Source organism: Chryseobacterium vietnamense, assembly GCF_031454475.1.
Classification (GTDB): domain Bacteria; phylum Bacteroidota; class Bacteroidia; order Flavobacteriales; family Weeksellaceae; genus Chryseobacterium; species Chryseobacterium vietnamense.
In genome coordinates, this window is sequence record NZ_JAVDQX010000009.1 from 1 (window position 1) to 14,630 (window position 14,630).

13 protein-coding genes are annotated in these 14,630 nt (G+C 36.7%); 5 read left to right on the forward strand and 8 right to left on the reverse strand.

The genetic code is table 11. The features are described 5' to 3' along the window. Positions 1-298 precede the first annotated feature (298 nt). The 3 genes from asnB to J2786_RS22010 all read right to left on the reverse strand — a co-directional run bounded on the left by asnB (position 299) and on the right by J2786_RS22010 (position 5,346). Positions 299-1,966: an asparagine synthase B gene (gene asnB / locus J2786_RS22000; RefSeq protein WP_047429291.1), complete on the reverse strand. Its 1,668-nt coding sequence runs from the start codon at positions 1,964-1,966 to the stop codon at positions 299-301. Positions 1,967-2,287: 321 nt separating this feature from the next. Next, positions 2,288-3,955, reverse strand: coding sequence for a GLPGLI family protein (locus J2786_RS22005; RefSeq protein WP_047429293.1), 1,668 nt, complete (start codon positions 3,953-3,955; stop codon positions 2,288-2,290). Between the two features lie 185 nt (positions 3,956-4,140). After that, a complete protein-coding gene (locus J2786_RS22010) occupies positions 4,141-5,346 on the reverse strand; it encodes an RsmB/NOP family class I SAM-dependent RNA methyltransferase (protein ID WP_047429294.1) in 1,206 nt (401 codons plus the stop codon). A gap of 457 nt (positions 5,347-5,803) precedes the next feature. Between J2786_RS22010 and J2786_RS22015 the strand changes: the two genes are divergently transcribed. Beyond that, positions 5,804-6,148 (forward strand): zinc ribbon domain-containing protein YjdM, encoded by a 345-nt coding sequence (locus J2786_RS22015; protein WP_047429295.1) that lies wholly within the window; start codon positions 5,804-5,806, stop codon positions 6,146-6,148. Positions 6,149-6,481: 333 nt separating this feature from the next. On the opposite strand, the gene J2786_RS22020 is transcribed toward J2786_RS22015, so the two are convergent. After that, a complete protein-coding gene (locus J2786_RS22020) occupies positions 6,482-7,417 on the reverse strand; it encodes a sulfate/molybdate ABC transporter ATP-binding protein (protein WP_047429296.1) in 936 nt (311 codons plus the stop codon). 75 nt (positions 7,418-7,492) lie between these two features. Between J2786_RS22020 and J2786_RS22025 the strand changes: the two genes are divergently transcribed. Both J2786_RS22025 and pheS read left to right on the forward strand, forming a co-directional pair. Further along, complete coding sequence (locus tag J2786_RS22025; RefSeq protein WP_047429299.1) at positions 7,493-8,152, forward strand: YceI family protein; 660 nt, start codon at positions 7,493-7,495, stop codon at positions 8,150-8,152. A gap of 126 nt (positions 8,153-8,278) precedes the next feature. Next, positions 8,279-9,289 carry a phenylalanine--tRNA ligase subunit alpha gene (pheS, locus tag J2786_RS22030; protein ID WP_047429302.1) on the forward strand — a complete coding sequence of 337 codons (1,011 nt, stop codon included), beginning with the start codon at positions 8,279-8,281 and terminating at the stop codon, positions 9,287-9,289. A 279-nt stretch (positions 9,290-9,568) separates the two neighbouring features. Here the strand turns inward: pheS and J2786_RS22035 are convergent, their stop codons facing one another. Then, positions 9,569-10,339 (reverse strand): DUF3108 domain-containing protein, encoded by a 771-nt coding sequence (locus tag J2786_RS22035; protein ID WP_047429305.1) that lies wholly within the window; start codon positions 10,337-10,339, stop codon positions 9,569-9,571. Between the two features lie 153 nt (positions 10,340-10,492). Between J2786_RS22035 and J2786_RS22040 the strand changes: the two genes are divergently transcribed. Both J2786_RS22040 and J2786_RS22045 read left to right on the forward strand, forming a co-directional pair. After that, the gene (locus tag J2786_RS22040) at positions 10,493-11,548 is read left to right on the forward strand and encodes an NAD(P)/FAD-dependent oxidoreductase (protein ID WP_047429307.1); all 1,056 of its coding nucleotides are present in this window, start codon (positions 10,493-10,495) and stop codon (positions 11,546-11,548) included. A 12-nt stretch (positions 11,549-11,560) separates the two neighbouring features. Further along, on the forward strand, positions 11,561-11,890 hold the full coding sequence (locus tag J2786_RS22045) for a 2Fe-2S iron-sulfur cluster-binding family protein (RefSeq protein WP_034697026.1): 330 nt from the start codon (positions 11,561-11,563) through the stop codon (positions 11,888-11,890). 63 nt (positions 11,891-11,953) lie between these two features. Here J2786_RS22045 and J2786_RS22050 read toward each other — a convergent pair whose 3' ends face one another. From J2786_RS22050 to J2786_RS22060, 3 genes are all read right to left on the reverse strand, one after another. Further along, positions 11,954-12,322 carry a hypothetical protein gene (locus tag J2786_RS22050; RefSeq protein ID WP_052186912.1) on the reverse strand — a complete coding sequence of 123 codons (369 nt, stop codon included), beginning with the start codon at positions 12,320-12,322 and terminating at the stop codon, positions 11,954-11,956. Positions 12,323-12,339: 17 nt separating this feature from the next. Then, entirely contained in the window at positions 12,340-12,921 is a 582-nt protein-coding gene (locus J2786_RS22055; protein ID WP_047429529.1) for an LOG family protein, read from the reverse strand. Positions 12,922-13,126: 205 nt separating this feature from the next. After that, on the reverse strand, positions 13,127-14,569 hold the full coding sequence (locus tag J2786_RS22060; protein ID WP_310026807.1) for an aminoacyl-histidine dipeptidase: 1,443 nt from the start codon (positions 14,567-14,569) through the stop codon (positions 13,127-13,129). Positions 14,570-14,630 lie beyond the last annotated feature (61 nt).

A 14,630-nucleotide genomic window follows, 5' to 3' on the forward strand; every position in this document is an offset into this window, starting at 1 on the left:
TTAAATATTAGAAATATCTTAGCGTACTCTGCGTTAAAATGTATTAAATTAAATAAACGCTATGGTCGCAAGGTTATATTTGATCTTATCTATTTTGTTCGCAAAGGCACTTCGTTCAGCTAGTGTGTCAGTTTGTTAATTGCTGAGTGAAACGCCCTTGCGATCGTTTTTAAATATTAGAAATATCTTAGCGTACTCTGCGTTAAAATATCCCGAAACCCGAAACCCGAAACCTCGAATCACGAAACAGATTCGCCAGCGCAGCGGATTGACGATTGACATTTCATCAAATACCTCTCTAATACGAAGTTTCATGCACTTTCACAGCTCTTCCGCTCGGATCATTCATTTTTTTGAACGCTTCATCCCATTCTAAGGCAATAGGAGTAGAACAAGCTACGGATGGCACTGATGGAACGGTAGCAGCTGCTGTTTCACTTGGGAAATGTTCTTCAAAAATAGTTCGGTATCGGTATTCTTCTTTGTTCTGTGGAGTGTTTAGCGGGAATCTGAATCTTGCATTAGCCATCATTTCATCCGTTACTTCTTTTTCAGCAACCTCTTTTAAAGTATCGATCCAAAAATAACCTACACCGTCCGAGAATTGTTCTTTCTGTCTCCATACAATTGAATCCGGTAGTAAATCTTCAAAAGCCTTTCTCAATACCCATTTTTCAATTTTTCCTTCAGCAGTACTGATCATTTTATCCTGAGGGTTAATGGTCATTGCAATATCCATGAATTCTTTATCAAGGAAAGGCACTCTTCCTTCAATTCCCCAGCTCATCAATGCTTTGTTAGCTCTTAAGCAATCATAAAGGTGTAGTTTACCCAGTTTTCTTACTGTTTCATCGTGGAATTCTTTTGCGTTAGGAGCTTTATGGAAATATAAATAACCTCCGAACAATTCATCAGAACCTTCTCCTGAAAGCACCATTTTAATTCCCATGGATTTGATGACTCTTGCCAAAAGATACATTGGGGTAGATGCTCTGATGGTGGTTACATCATAAGTTTCAAGGTGATAAATGACGTCACGTACCGCGTCCAGTCCTTCCTGAACGGTAAAGTTAACTTCATGGTGAACAGATCCGATGTGTTCTGCAGCTTTTTGAGCCGCTGCAAGATCCGGAGAACCAACCAGTCCTACTGCGAAACTGTGAAGTCTCGGATACCATGCTTCCTGAGTATCACCACTTTCAATTCTCTGGCGGGCAAATTTTGCAGTGATGGCGGAAATCACAGATGAATCTAAACCTCCTGAAAGAAGTACTCCATAAGGAACGTCACTCATCAGTTGTCTGTGAACGGCATCTTCAAGACCTTTTCTCAGTTTTGAAATGTCGGTTTCATTGTCTTTTACATGATCAAAACTCTCCCATTCTCTTGTATACCATTGTTGAAGTTCGGTTCCGTCCGGGCTGTACATTAAGTGTCCCGGTAAGAAAGTTTCTATTTTTTTACAGATGCCTTCAAGAGCTTTTAATTCAGAAGCTACATAATAGTTCCCGTTTTTATCCCAGCCCTGATAAAGCGGACAGATTCCCATATGATCTCGGGCAATAAGATAAATATCATTTTCAGTATCATATAAAGCGAATGCGAAAATTCCGTTGAGTTTCTCCACGAAATCCTTTCCGTATTTTCTGTACAAGGCGAGGATCACCTCACAGTCGGACTGAGTCTGAAACTCATAATCGGGAAATTCTTCTTTTAATTCTCTATGGTTGTAGATTTCGCCGTTTACAGCTAATACTACTTTTCCGTCTTTCGTAAATAAAGGTTGTTTGCCGGAGGTAGGATCTACGATTGCCAGTCTTTCGTGAGAAAAAATTACTTTTTCATCCTGAAAAACTCCACTCCAATCCGGTCCTCTATGACGGATTTTTTTTGACATTTCCAATACCTGAGGTCTTAATACTTCAGTTTTTTGCTTGGCATCAAATAAACATACAATTCCACACATGATTTTTTATTATTTATGGAACAAAAGTAAAAGTGATGTTTATAAATAACAATTAAAAATGTTTAAATGTGAAAATTTTTAATCAATTAGTATTTTAAAGTTAAAAATTTTAACTAATTGTTGAAATTTGCATGTGTTTGATTAATTTTTTTCGTAGCGCTAAAATTCATTCAATCTCTATACGAAATAAAAATGACATATTTATTAATCTATGGTAATTAATTATATGAATTTTACCCCTTACTTTGTGGCTCGAAATAATTTTTTTTCATCATTTGTGTTTTTACCTTCTTGCACTTCTCATGCAAGAAGGTTTTGTTTTTATTGAACCCCCAGTAATATTCCCGAAACATTCCATGAACTGAAGCTTGTTCCTTCGGTAGGTCCTTGTGGAATTTTTACCTGAATCGTATGCTTTCCCGCTTTCAGATTTCCCAGAGGAATGAAATTAGGATTGGTAACCGTTCCCGGGCACCAGTTTGATCTGCTGAGGTCTGATGATGAAAGACCATCCTGAAAATTTCCTGAAGCCGGATTATATAAACGGTACGAACCACAGTCTGTTCTCCACGGTACAAATGAAAATACCGGATTTCCATCCACAAAAATAGAATTGGCTTTAGGAACGAATTCATCTCCGTTTTCCCAACCGCCATGTCCAGTTGTGGTATATCTTAGTTGTGCATTTTTCAGATCTTTATCCAAAGTGAAATTGACAAGAAGACCTTGATCCTGGCTGAACATCGTAGCGTAGTCCTGTCCGGCCATCTCCATAATATTCAAAGTATTAAACAAAGGAATGACTGTGTTGTTTTTATTCACAGTCTGATCACTTTTATGAATGGTAATATCAAGACTTACTGTATGTCCTCCTTTATCGTAGTTGCCGATAAACACACCTACCCAAAGTTCTTTTCCTGATAAAGCCGGTTTTAATTCTGTAATGTCTTGTCGGTAAGGGCTGATGGTCTGCCAGTTTTTTCCTTTCAGCTGAATATGATTGAACTTTTGGATTCCAAATGCCGTAAAGAACCGCATCATCTCCGTGGCAGGGCTGTAGTTGCCAGTAGCCGTTACTCCGTAATATTGTTTTCCGTTTCCATTGTCGTAGGCAGGGAGTGTTTTTATCCCCTTTTCCAACCCGTCAAAAAAAGATTTTTCTTTATCCTGCGGAATGAAGAATACGGTTCCGGTTCTGTCATACGCATCTCCATTGGATTGCTGTTTCAGTTCAACAAAAATATTTTCCCCTTCTGTAATCGCAGGGAATTTTATCTTTTTAAGAATGATGGTTCCGTTGGCATATCTTTTAATCTGGTCGTCAGATTTTGAGGCATCAGAGAAGTTGATCGTTTCATTGTCGAAAACATTCAATGTGGTAAATCTGCTTTTCCAAAGTAAGTCTTTATATCCTAACTGATCTGTTGTCCGGATATTTTCTTTTAAAATATTTTCAATTCCGGTATTCCTGATTTTTTTGATTGAACTGGCCGTAGTTAAAGAATTTTTATTTCTCTCTACTTCCAGAACCAATCCTAAATTCTGTCCTAACACAGAAGGGCCGCCTTTAAGCTTCAGATCATTGGTATACCAGACTTCAATGGTATTTGAATTGACTTTTGTAACCGCTTTTTTACAGTTGTAGCCTAAGATTTTTTTCGTTTCATTGGTGAGCTCAAAATCCTGTTTCCCTACAGAGTCAGGGTCTGATGCCGAAATAATTGATCCCGGTTTTAAAAATGCATAAGAAACAATAGTGTTGGAAGGTTTTTCTACTTTAGTGATCTCATAAGGATAATTGCTCTTTTGTTCTTTGATGGTGCTGTTGACAATGAAATTTTCCTGTTCATTGACCCAAACAATGGTAGAAGGCTGATCCGTTGATACTTTTCCGTTATATGAACTGGTATACTGAATTTCATACGTCTGTGCAGAAAACAGACAGTACATGAAAACAGCCATAAAATTGAAAACAATTCTTGTATCCATAAATAAATGAGTTTGCTTCAAAGTTATTCTAAACTTTCTACAGTATCAATACGGGTTTAATCTGTACAGTTAGTAGGCAATTTTGTTGAAATGTTACAAAAATTGTTACATTTTTTATAAAGGTTTTTAAATAAAAAAACTACTCCAAAAATAGAGTAGTTTAATATATTGTTATTGAACTTAAATTAAGAAATTCTCTCAATCAAAGCCATGTAGAATCCGTCATAGCCTTCGCTAGGCATTACTTTTTCATCTTTAATCATCTTGAATCCAGGATTGTTTTTAACAAATTCTTCTACCTGAAGATTGTTTTCAGAAGGAAGGATAGAACAGGTAGCGTATACCATTTTTCCTCCTTTTTTAAGCATTTTAGAATAATCCTGGAGAATTTGTTGCTGCTCCTTTTTAATTCTGTCAATAAAGTCCTGATCAATTTTCCACTTACTGTCCGGGTTTCTTTTTAAAACTCCAAGGCCTGAACATGGTGCATCAATCAGCAGTCTGTCAGCTTTTTCATGAAGACGCTTGATCACCTTGTTGTCAGAGATCATACGGGTTTCAATATTATGAGCACCGGCTCTTTTGGCACGACGCTTCAGTTCGGCAAGCTTCCACTCGAAGATGTCTAACGCTACAATCTGCCCTTTGTTTTTCATTAATGCAGCTAAGTGCAATGTTTTTCCTCCTGCACCTGCACACGCATCTACCACTCTTTGTCCTTCTTTTACATCAAGGAAATACCCGATTTTCTGAGAAGAAGCATCCTGAACTTCAAATAATCCTTCTTTGAAAGCTGTCGTAAGGAAAACATTTTTCTTTTCTTCCAGCTGAACAGCATCAGGATAATTTTTAATAGGAAAAGAAACAACACCTTCATCAGAAAGGTCTGAGATAAGTTCTTTGGTTGTTGTTCTTAAAGAATTGGCTCTCAATACAGTAGGAGCCTGCTCATTCAAAGCAATCATTTCTCTTTCCCAGTTGGCCCCTATTTCTTTTTCAAGAGTTTCAGCCAGCCATTCAGGAATAGAGTGTTCTATTGCTTTTGTAGGAACAGTGTTCTTTTTAAGTTTAGTAAGAATATCGGCGATTTTGATTCCGTCAAATTCTTCGAATTTTTTATAATTGGTTTTACTCCAAAGTAAATACGCAATAATCAGTTTGTAGATATTATTGGGTTTCACCCCTTCACCCATATAGTATTCAAGGCGTTTTTTCCAACGGATAATATTGTAAAAAATTTCAGAAACAACGGCTCTGTCCTGGCTTCCCCATTTTCTGTTTGCTTTCAAAAGTCTTTCGATAACTTTATCTGCATATTTGTTTTTTTCAAAAAATGTCTCCTGTAAGGCATCGTGAATTCCGATTGCCAAGTTTCTGTGAATAAGTTCCATAAATTTGCTTCGCTGTTTGAATCTGCAAAAATACGACTTTTAATTGAGAGTTGAAGATTGAGTTCTTGAGTTTGAGAATTAGAGGATTTTAGGGTAGGAGAGTAATGTATCCAATAGTATTGATGAAAGGTCAATCTATTTATTAATTTTTTAGTAGCAGAACTCAATTTTTATGCTGAATTTGTAAAGATTTTCCGAATATTTATATTTTTTTATCTAGTGGCAATAGCCTTTCACTTTAAGATGAATAAACCGTTGTTTTTGCTTAATGAAAAATTTTTGCGGACAAATTATACACTGTTCATTATTATACTTTATTTTCTTTGCAGCAAGTTTGTTTCATTTATGTTAATTCACTGTATTGTGTAAAATTAATATGGTCTTATTATCTACTATACTGAACTTTATCTCTTGACTTCAACCTCTAAAAAGCTCTACCTTTGCAAAAAATAAAAATATGAGTGACACAGTAATTTGTCCAAAATGCAGCTCCGAGTTTACGTATCCGAGCGATAATATGATGGTATGTTCCCAGTGTTTCTATGAATGGAATCCTGCAGAAGCAGCTGCAGAAGCTTCCAATGAAGGGAAAATTTTGGACTCCAACGGAAATGAACTTCAGGATGGTGATTCTGTAGTGGTAGTAAAAGATCTTCCTGTAAAAGGAGCACCAAAACCGGTAAAAGCCGGAACTAAAGTGAAAAATATCCGTCTGAGACCGGGAAGTGATCACAATATCGATTGTAAAATTGATGGTTTCGGAGCAATGGCTCTTAAGTCAGAATTTGTAAAGAAAGCGTAAGAAAGCTCACTTTTTACGTCTAAAAATAAGAAAAGGAAAAAATTGGACAGTGTAATCTTTCAACAGACTTAATTGCAAAATTGCTAATGTCCGTCTGGAAGGCAGAAAGAGAATTAACCAAAAATTTCCTTATACTTTAGAGATACAAATGTAAGAAAAAGTTTCATATACAGATTCTTATGTTTGTGTTTTTTTTATTGATAAGTGTAAGTAAATGTATAAGTTATGTGCAGAATAGTGAAAAGCTGAAAAGCTGAAACAATGGCATTGTTAATCGGGGAATAATCTGTTTTGCTTTTACAGTTTTACCCTTCTGCCATTTATTTTTTCTGCTTAAATAAACGACACGAATATTGTTCCTGAAATCTTCTCATCCGTATAAACAACAAGTTCTTTTCCTTTTGCCTTTAATTTATTCCAGTAATAATTTCCTGCAAATCTGCTTTCCAGAACTTCGGCCTCGAGACCTGTTTCTGTAATTTTGATTTCCTTGGGATAATAGGAGAATTTGTTAAGGTGGAATTCTTCAGCCTCTGTTTTACTGAAAATATTAACTTCTCCAAATAATTTAGCAACATAAGAATTGTAGGGATTTCTATAGGTTTCTTCCGGACTGTCATTTTGAATCAGTCTTCCTTCCTGCAGAATAACAATCTGATCCAGCCATGGCATAATATCCTGAAGCTCATGAGTGGAAATAATCAGAGAAACGCCATGTTGTTTTACATATCTGAAAAGCCTTTCCCTAAGTTCAATTTTTCTTGGGAAATCCAGATTACTGAATGGTTCATCCAGAATAAGAAGCTTGGGAAGTACAGATAATGCTCTGGCAATAGCCACTCTTTGCTGTTGTCCACCGCTTAGGTATTTTGGAAGTACATTGGCAAATTCCTGAAGCCCTACTACCTCAAGAAGCTCCGTTACGATTTCTTTTTTCTGTTTTAGATTGATATTAGAAATAAATTTCCCTACGTTCTCAGCCACTGTAGCGTAAGGCATAAGATCAAAATTCTGTGCTACGGATTTCATTTCCGGCTCTCCGGGAACGAGATTTCCTTTCGGTCCCAAAAGCTTTGTTCCGTTAAAAATAATCTCTCCGCTTTCCCAATCCAAAAGACCATAAATAAGGTTAAGAAGAGTAGATTTTCCACATCCACTTTCACCGGCAAGAGCTATAATTCTGTTTTCTTCAAACCTTAGATTAAGGTTCTGAAACAGGGGATTTTCTTTGTTGTGAGAGAAAAATAAATTGTTTATTTCTAATAGCATATTACAAATGTAAGGTTTTTATGAAAACATAATTTTTTTTATTATATTAGCGGAACTAATAAAAATAAATCAAAAATGAGAAAAAAACTGTTTTCGTTAGCTATTCCTGCATTATTTATTGCTGCTGTAATGGTTTCTTGTAAAAAAGACAAACCACTTACCAGTGAGAGTAATGAAGTGACGACTACTAAAGAAGGTAGCCAGTTCACTTTGGATACGCTAAACAGTAAGGTTGAATGGAAGGGATATAAAGTATTTAAATCTGAGAATACAAGCCATTTTGGAACAATTAAGTTCGAAAGTGGAGATGTGACGGTGAAAGACGGAAAACTGGAAAGCGGAAAATTCGTTGCTGATATGAACTCTTTAACTTCTGTAGACTTGAAAGACAGCCCGGAAGATTTAGGGAAATTAAACGGCCACCTGAAGAGCGGTGATTTCTTCGAAGTTGAAAAATTCCCGACAGCTTCTTATGAGATTACAAAGGTTACTCCAGCTACAGAAGGTGATTACAATACTCTTTTAGATGGTAATTTAACCATAAAAGGAATTACAAAACCAGTTCAGTTTAAAGCTAATGTTTCTGTGAAAGATGGAGAGGTGAGTGTAGCTACTGAGCCGAAAGATATCAAGAGGGAAGAGTTTGGAGTGAAGTTCCAGGCTCCGGCTGAAAATGGTGTGATTAAAGACGAGGTAACTCTTCAGATCAACGTTAAAGCTTTAGAAAAGAAATAATTTTTTTATTTAAGTGAAATAAGTGATTGAAGTCTGCCTCCCGAAAAAGAGGCAGATTTTTTTTTGACGGACTTATTATTCAACTTAAAATTGTATTTTTGCAAAACATTTTGAAAGGGTAAAATAATGATAGAAAAGATAGAAGAACTACTGGTCGAAGTAAACGGCTTCAATGCTACCTCTAAGGAAGATATCGAAAACTTCCGAATCAAGTACAACGGTAAAAAAGGGGTTCTGAATGATTTTTTTGAAAAATTTAAAGAAGTTCCTAACGACCAAAAGAAAGAATTCGGACAGAAGATCAATACTTTAAAGCAGGCAGTAGCCGTAAAACTGGAGGATTTGAAAAATGCTTCCACATCTTCTGTTGTGGTTGAAAAAGAAGATCTTACAAGACCCGCTTTTCCATTGGAACTGGGTTCCAGACATCCGATCAATCTGGTAAAAAACAGAATTATTGAAATCTTCAAATCTATTGGCTTTGCCGTAGCAGACGGTCCGGAGATTGAAGATGACTGGCATAACTTTACAGCACTTAACCTTCCGGAATACCACCCGGCAAGGGATATGCAGGATACATTCTTCATTGAGCAGAATCCGGATATTCTTTTAAGAACGCATACCTCTTCGGTACAGACGCGTTATATGGAAGAAAATCAGCCGCCTATCAGAATTTTATCTCCGGGAAGAGTATTCAGAAACGAAGCAATTTCTTCTCGTTCTCACTGTATCTTCCACCAGATTGAAGGATTATATATTGACGAGAATGTAAGCTTTGCTGATCTAAAGCAGACGATCCAGTTCTTTACCACTGAGCTTTTCGGAAAATCCAAGATCAGAATGAGACCTTCTTTCTTCCCGTTCACAGAGCCAAGCGCTGAGATTGATGTATACTGGGGATTAAATTCTGAAACAGATTACAGAATCACAAAGGGAACAGGATGGCTGGAAATTATGGGATGCGGAATGGTAGACCCTGCCGTTCTGAAAAATGTGAATATCGATTCTGAAAAATATTCTGGATATGCATTCGGAATGGGTATTGAAAGAATTACCATGCTTCTTTACCAGATGAGTGACATCAGAATGTTCTTCGAAAATGATATCAGAACACTGGAACAATTCAAAACACTATAAAAAATCAAACCTCCGGAGCTCCGGAGGTTTTTTTGTTTTTAATTACTGACCTAAGAAACAAAACGTAATTAAAAACTGATCTTATTGAAAAATTTACACGTGTCTGTTTCTTATGCCCATACTTCGGTTTGAATCCGCTAGGTACTTCAAGAAGTATTGACATGCTGCAGTTCTTTGCCTGCCTCTATTATAAAGACAATCTGTGTTAAGAATATATTACATAAGAAATGAAAAAAAGCCTGTAAAATTTACAGGCTGTATCTTTAAAAGTGAGGATTGTTATTTTGAGAACTTTAAAGGATATTTTACATTCTTATAATCGTCGATACTTGCTTTCAGTGATCCTACTGCAAGCTCTGCTTTTAAGAGCATTGGAACGTGGTTAGCATCATTGGAAACCCACATCGTTACGCCTTCTTTTTCTTTGAATACTCTTCCGCTTTTTACCGATGGAATAATCTTTAAACAGTTGATCGTCCCAAATTTTGTTTTTAAATTTTCTGTTCCGGTTACTTTCAGCTGGAAAGGAAACATTTCATCATCAATCCATACATTCATATTAATAACAGTACCCACTTTCAGTTCATCCGGGCTTTTACTTCTCAAATAATAAAAGCAGGAAAGCATATCCTGAACCCCTTTTACGGATTTTAGAACCTTGGAACCATTGGCAGGTGTCTTTTTATCTGTTAAAATTAATGTATTATTATCGTGATTAAAAACGGTTTCAAAATGCTGACGATAGCTTCCCTCACGTACATTTCTTACATAGAAACTTGGTAATCCTGTCTGTGTATTGATGAAACTTTCATACAAATCTTCCACTTTGAAGAATGCTTTCACAGCACCTGTGGTTTGTCCTGTTCCTTTTACATAAAGATGAGGAACCCCTTTGTAGGTGGTTTGCTTTGTAGTAAGATTGGCAGTTCCTGCATTAAGGAAACCATAGTGAATTCTCAGAGTAATAGATTCGCCGTCTGCGATATTGTCAATCTGCGCCGAGCCTAAAAAGAATATAAATACTGCAAAAAGGTTCAAAATTTTATTCATAACAAGACATTTACAAAAACATTGCCAAATTTAAAATCTTAAATGATAGATATTTGACAAATCTCAGGTTTTTATTTAGAATCAATTAAATATGCTTCGCATTAAAATTAGTAAATTTGCAGTTACATGTCTAATTAAATTATCTTAAAGATTATGATAACCACTGATATATTGATCATAGGTGCGGGACCTACAGGACTTTTTGCAGTTTTTGAAGCTGGTTTATTAAAAATGAAGTGCCATATTATTGATGCACTTCCACAGCCGGGAGGGCAATTGGCGGAACTTTATCCTAAAAAACCTATTTTCGATATCCCTGGTTATCCTTCAGTGAATGCTGGAGAATTGGTGGATAATTTGATGGAGCAGATCAAGCAGTTTCAGCCTGGATTTACCTTAGGCGAAACAGCTGTTTCTTATACTAAAGTAGATGATGAATGGTTTGAAGTGATCACGAATAAAGGAACTGTTCACAGATGTAAAGCGATTGCCATTGCAGGTGGTTTAGGAACTTTTGAGCCAAGAAAACCTACTTTTGAAAATATTGCTGACTATGAAGAAAAAGGTCTTGAATATTTCGTTAAAGAACCTGAGCATTTCAGAAATAAAAAAGTTGTGATTGCTGGTGGAGGAGACTCTGCACTGGACTGGAGTATCTTCCTTTCTAATGTGGCAAGCGAGGTGACTTTGATCCACAGAAGAAATGAGTTCAGAGGAGCTTTGGATTCTGTAGAGAAAGTTCAGGAGCTGAAAAACCAGGGGAAAATCAAATTAATCACTCCTGCTGAAGTTACCGGTATTAAAGGTGACGGAAAAGTAGAAGCAATCACTGTAGAAGTAGAAGGACAGGATGCTTATGATATTGAAACTGATTATTTCATTCCTTTATTCGGATTGACTCCAAAATTGGGTGAGATCGGAAACTGGGGACTGAATATCGAGAAAAATGCAATCGTTGTTAATAATGCGTTGGATTATCAAACCAACATTGAAGGTATTTATGCTATTGGGGATATCAATACTTATCCTGGAAAACTGAAGTTGATCCTTTGTGGTTTCCACGAGGCGACTTTAATGTGTCAGAGTGTATATAACAGACTAAATCCGGGTAAAAAATTCGTCTTAAAATATACAACGGTAAGTGGTGTAGACGGATTTGACGGAAGCCGTAAAGAAGCAGAGAAGGCAGTTGTGAAAAAAATTGACTAATTTTGCAGAATTATGTCAGACGTTAATATTAAAATCACCGACAGAGAAGGTGTAACCCACGATGTCGTAGCTCCTACGGATATGTCCATGAACTTAATGGAAATTATCCGTTCCTATGAATTGGCAGAAGAAGGTACTATTGGGGTATGCGGAGGAATGGCGATGTGCGCTTCATGCCAGGTATATGTAATCAATGATCCCGGTTTGGAACCGATGGGAGATGAAGAAGATGCCATGCTGGCTGAGGCTTTCCACGTGAAAGACAACAGCAGATTGGGATGTCAGTTACATATTGCCGATGCCATGGAAGGACTCGAAGTGGAAATTGCTCCTTATCCTTAGAAAATATTTTTTAATCTTAATAAGAAACCCGTCCGGATTTTTCGGACGGGTTTTGTTTTATATTTATTTCTGAGAACATATATACTCGTGTCTGATTAGAGTGTCTTCTTTAATGATTTCTAAGTAACTCTCACCTTCATTCTTTATAAAGTAATCTCCCGGTTCTATTTCATCTTTATAGGAAACCCACCATTGGCCGTTGTCATAACATTCACAAGGTTGAATGCTTTCAGGTATAGTTCCCTTTAATTTAAGAGATTTTATACCTTCTATACTTTCAACTCTAATTTTACATTTTTGCTTCTTAACTCTTTCCATCGCAGTCTTACAATCTTCCATAAAATAAGAAGAAAGAGCAGGAACAATAACGAATATAGTTACAAATACTGTGGCAACTCCGAGCATTTCTTTATTAACGTTGTAGTTATTCATGTGAAAGACTATAAAACTTAAACTTCTTCCTTAGAAATCCACTTTCCAACCGTAGGCGCCTCATAATTTCTCATTTTTTCCAGCAGATCATCAATGATATCACTGATCAGCAGCATATCTCTGTTCACCTGTTTTAAAAATCCTTTATCTACCATGGTCTGAACCAGTTTGATCAGATCGTCGTAAAATCCATCAATATTCAAAATCCCAATCGGTTTTTTGTGAAGCCCCAGCTGCGCCCATGTAATCATCTCGAAAAACTCTTCCAGCGTTCCATAACCGCCGGGAAGAACGATAACTCCATCACAAAGTTCATTCATTTTGGTTTTTCTTTCATGCATGGTTTCTACAATGATAAGCTCAGTCAGGTTCTTGTGAGCAATTTCTTTAGATTGTAAAAAGTGGGGAAGGACTCCGATGACCTTGCCTCCTTCGGCTAATGCTCCGTCTGCTATGGTTCCCATCAAACCCACATCAGCACCGCCATAAATAAGCTGTATACCTTGTTGAGCTAAAGTTTGTCCCAATAAAAATGCCTGTTCTTTGTAAATGTCTTGCGAACCAAAGCTTGAGCCGCAGAATACGGTGATACTTTTCATTGTATAAGTTTTTTTATGGTTTGGATGCTTTGACAAGCTCAGCATGACATCTCAAATACTAACTGCTTTTTTTAGAGATGAATTTTTAACAGCATCATGCTGAGTCTGCCGAAGCAGTTTTATTTCAATTAAATATATTTAGATTAAAACTAAAAATATCCAAAATCATAAGACTTTGGATATTCAATATACTCATTTTAATGTTCTATTTCTGAGGAATATTTGCTAAAATATCTTTCAGGAAGCTCCAGAATTTCTGAGTTGAAGGAATGTTTGCCTTCTCATCAGGAGAGTGAGCTCCTCTGATCGTTGGTCCAAAGCTTACCATTTCCATTTCAGGATAGTTGGCACCGATGATTCCACATTCAAGACCTGCGTGGCAAGCTACCACATGAGGTTTTTCAGTGAATTTTTCAATATAAAGCTTCTCCATCAGTTGTACAATCTCTGAACCTGGTTTTGGCTTCCATCCAGGGTAAGAGCCACTGAATTCAACATTCATTCCAGCTAATTCTGCTACAGATTTCAATTGCTCTGCCACTGAATATTTTGAAGAATCTACAGAAGATCTTGTAAGGTTTAAAATCTTAAGTTCTCCGCCTTTCAATTCTACTCTTGCTACGTTGTTAGACGCTTCTACAAGATCAGCTACATCAGGGCTCATTCTGTAAACTCCGTTGTGAAGGGCTTTTAAAGTAAGAATCACTTTTTTAGAATCTGCTTCAGAAATAGCCTTGTCAGAAGACGTAGAATTCTCAATATTGATCTGAATTCCCGGTTCTACAGTTGCAAACTCTTCTAAAATATCCTTTTTAAGAACAGTTACATTTTCTATAAACTCCTGAGCGTTTCTCACAGAAATCAGAGCAACACCTTCTCTTGGAATGGCATTTCTCAAGCCTCCGCTGTCGATAGAAACCAATTCAATATTCTGGTTTTCCAATCCGGTGTAAAGAAGTCTTCCCAGAATAATATTGGCGTTTCCGAAGCCTTTATGAATATCCATTCCGGAGTGGCCTCCCTGAAGACCTTTTACTTCAAGTCTTACAATTTGTCCTTTCGGAGCTGCTGCAGCGTAATTCTGAGTGATCGTTACATCAACACCTCCTGCACAGCCGATATCAATTTCATCATCCTCTTCAGTATCAAGGTTCAATAGAATTTGTCCTGTCAGTTGTCCGGGTTTTAATCCTAAAGCACCTGTCATTCCTGTCTCTTCATCAATCGTGAAAAGAGCTTCCAATGCAGGGTGAGGAATATCTGAACTTTCAAGAATAGACATGATGGTTGCTACTCCTAAACCGTTATCTGCTCCTAAAGTAGTTCCTTTAGCCTTTACCCAGTCACCATCAATTTCCATTTTGATCCCTTCTGTTTCAAAATCGAAATTCACATCATTGTTTTTCTGGCAAACCATATCAAGGTGCGATTGAAGCACAATCGATTTACGGTTTTCCATTCCTGCAGTGGCAGGTTTCTTAATAATAACGTTTCCTACTTCATCTACCGTAGTTTCAAGTCCTAAATCTTCACCAAATCCTTTGATGAAAGCAATCACTTTTTCCTCTTTTTTTGAAGGTCTCGGAACTGCATTTAATTTGGAGAAGTTTTTCCAGATTATCTGCGGTTCTATATTAGATAATTCCATTGAAATTTATTTTTCTCAAATTTACGAAATAAAAAATGCTTCCGTGAGATACAGAAGCATT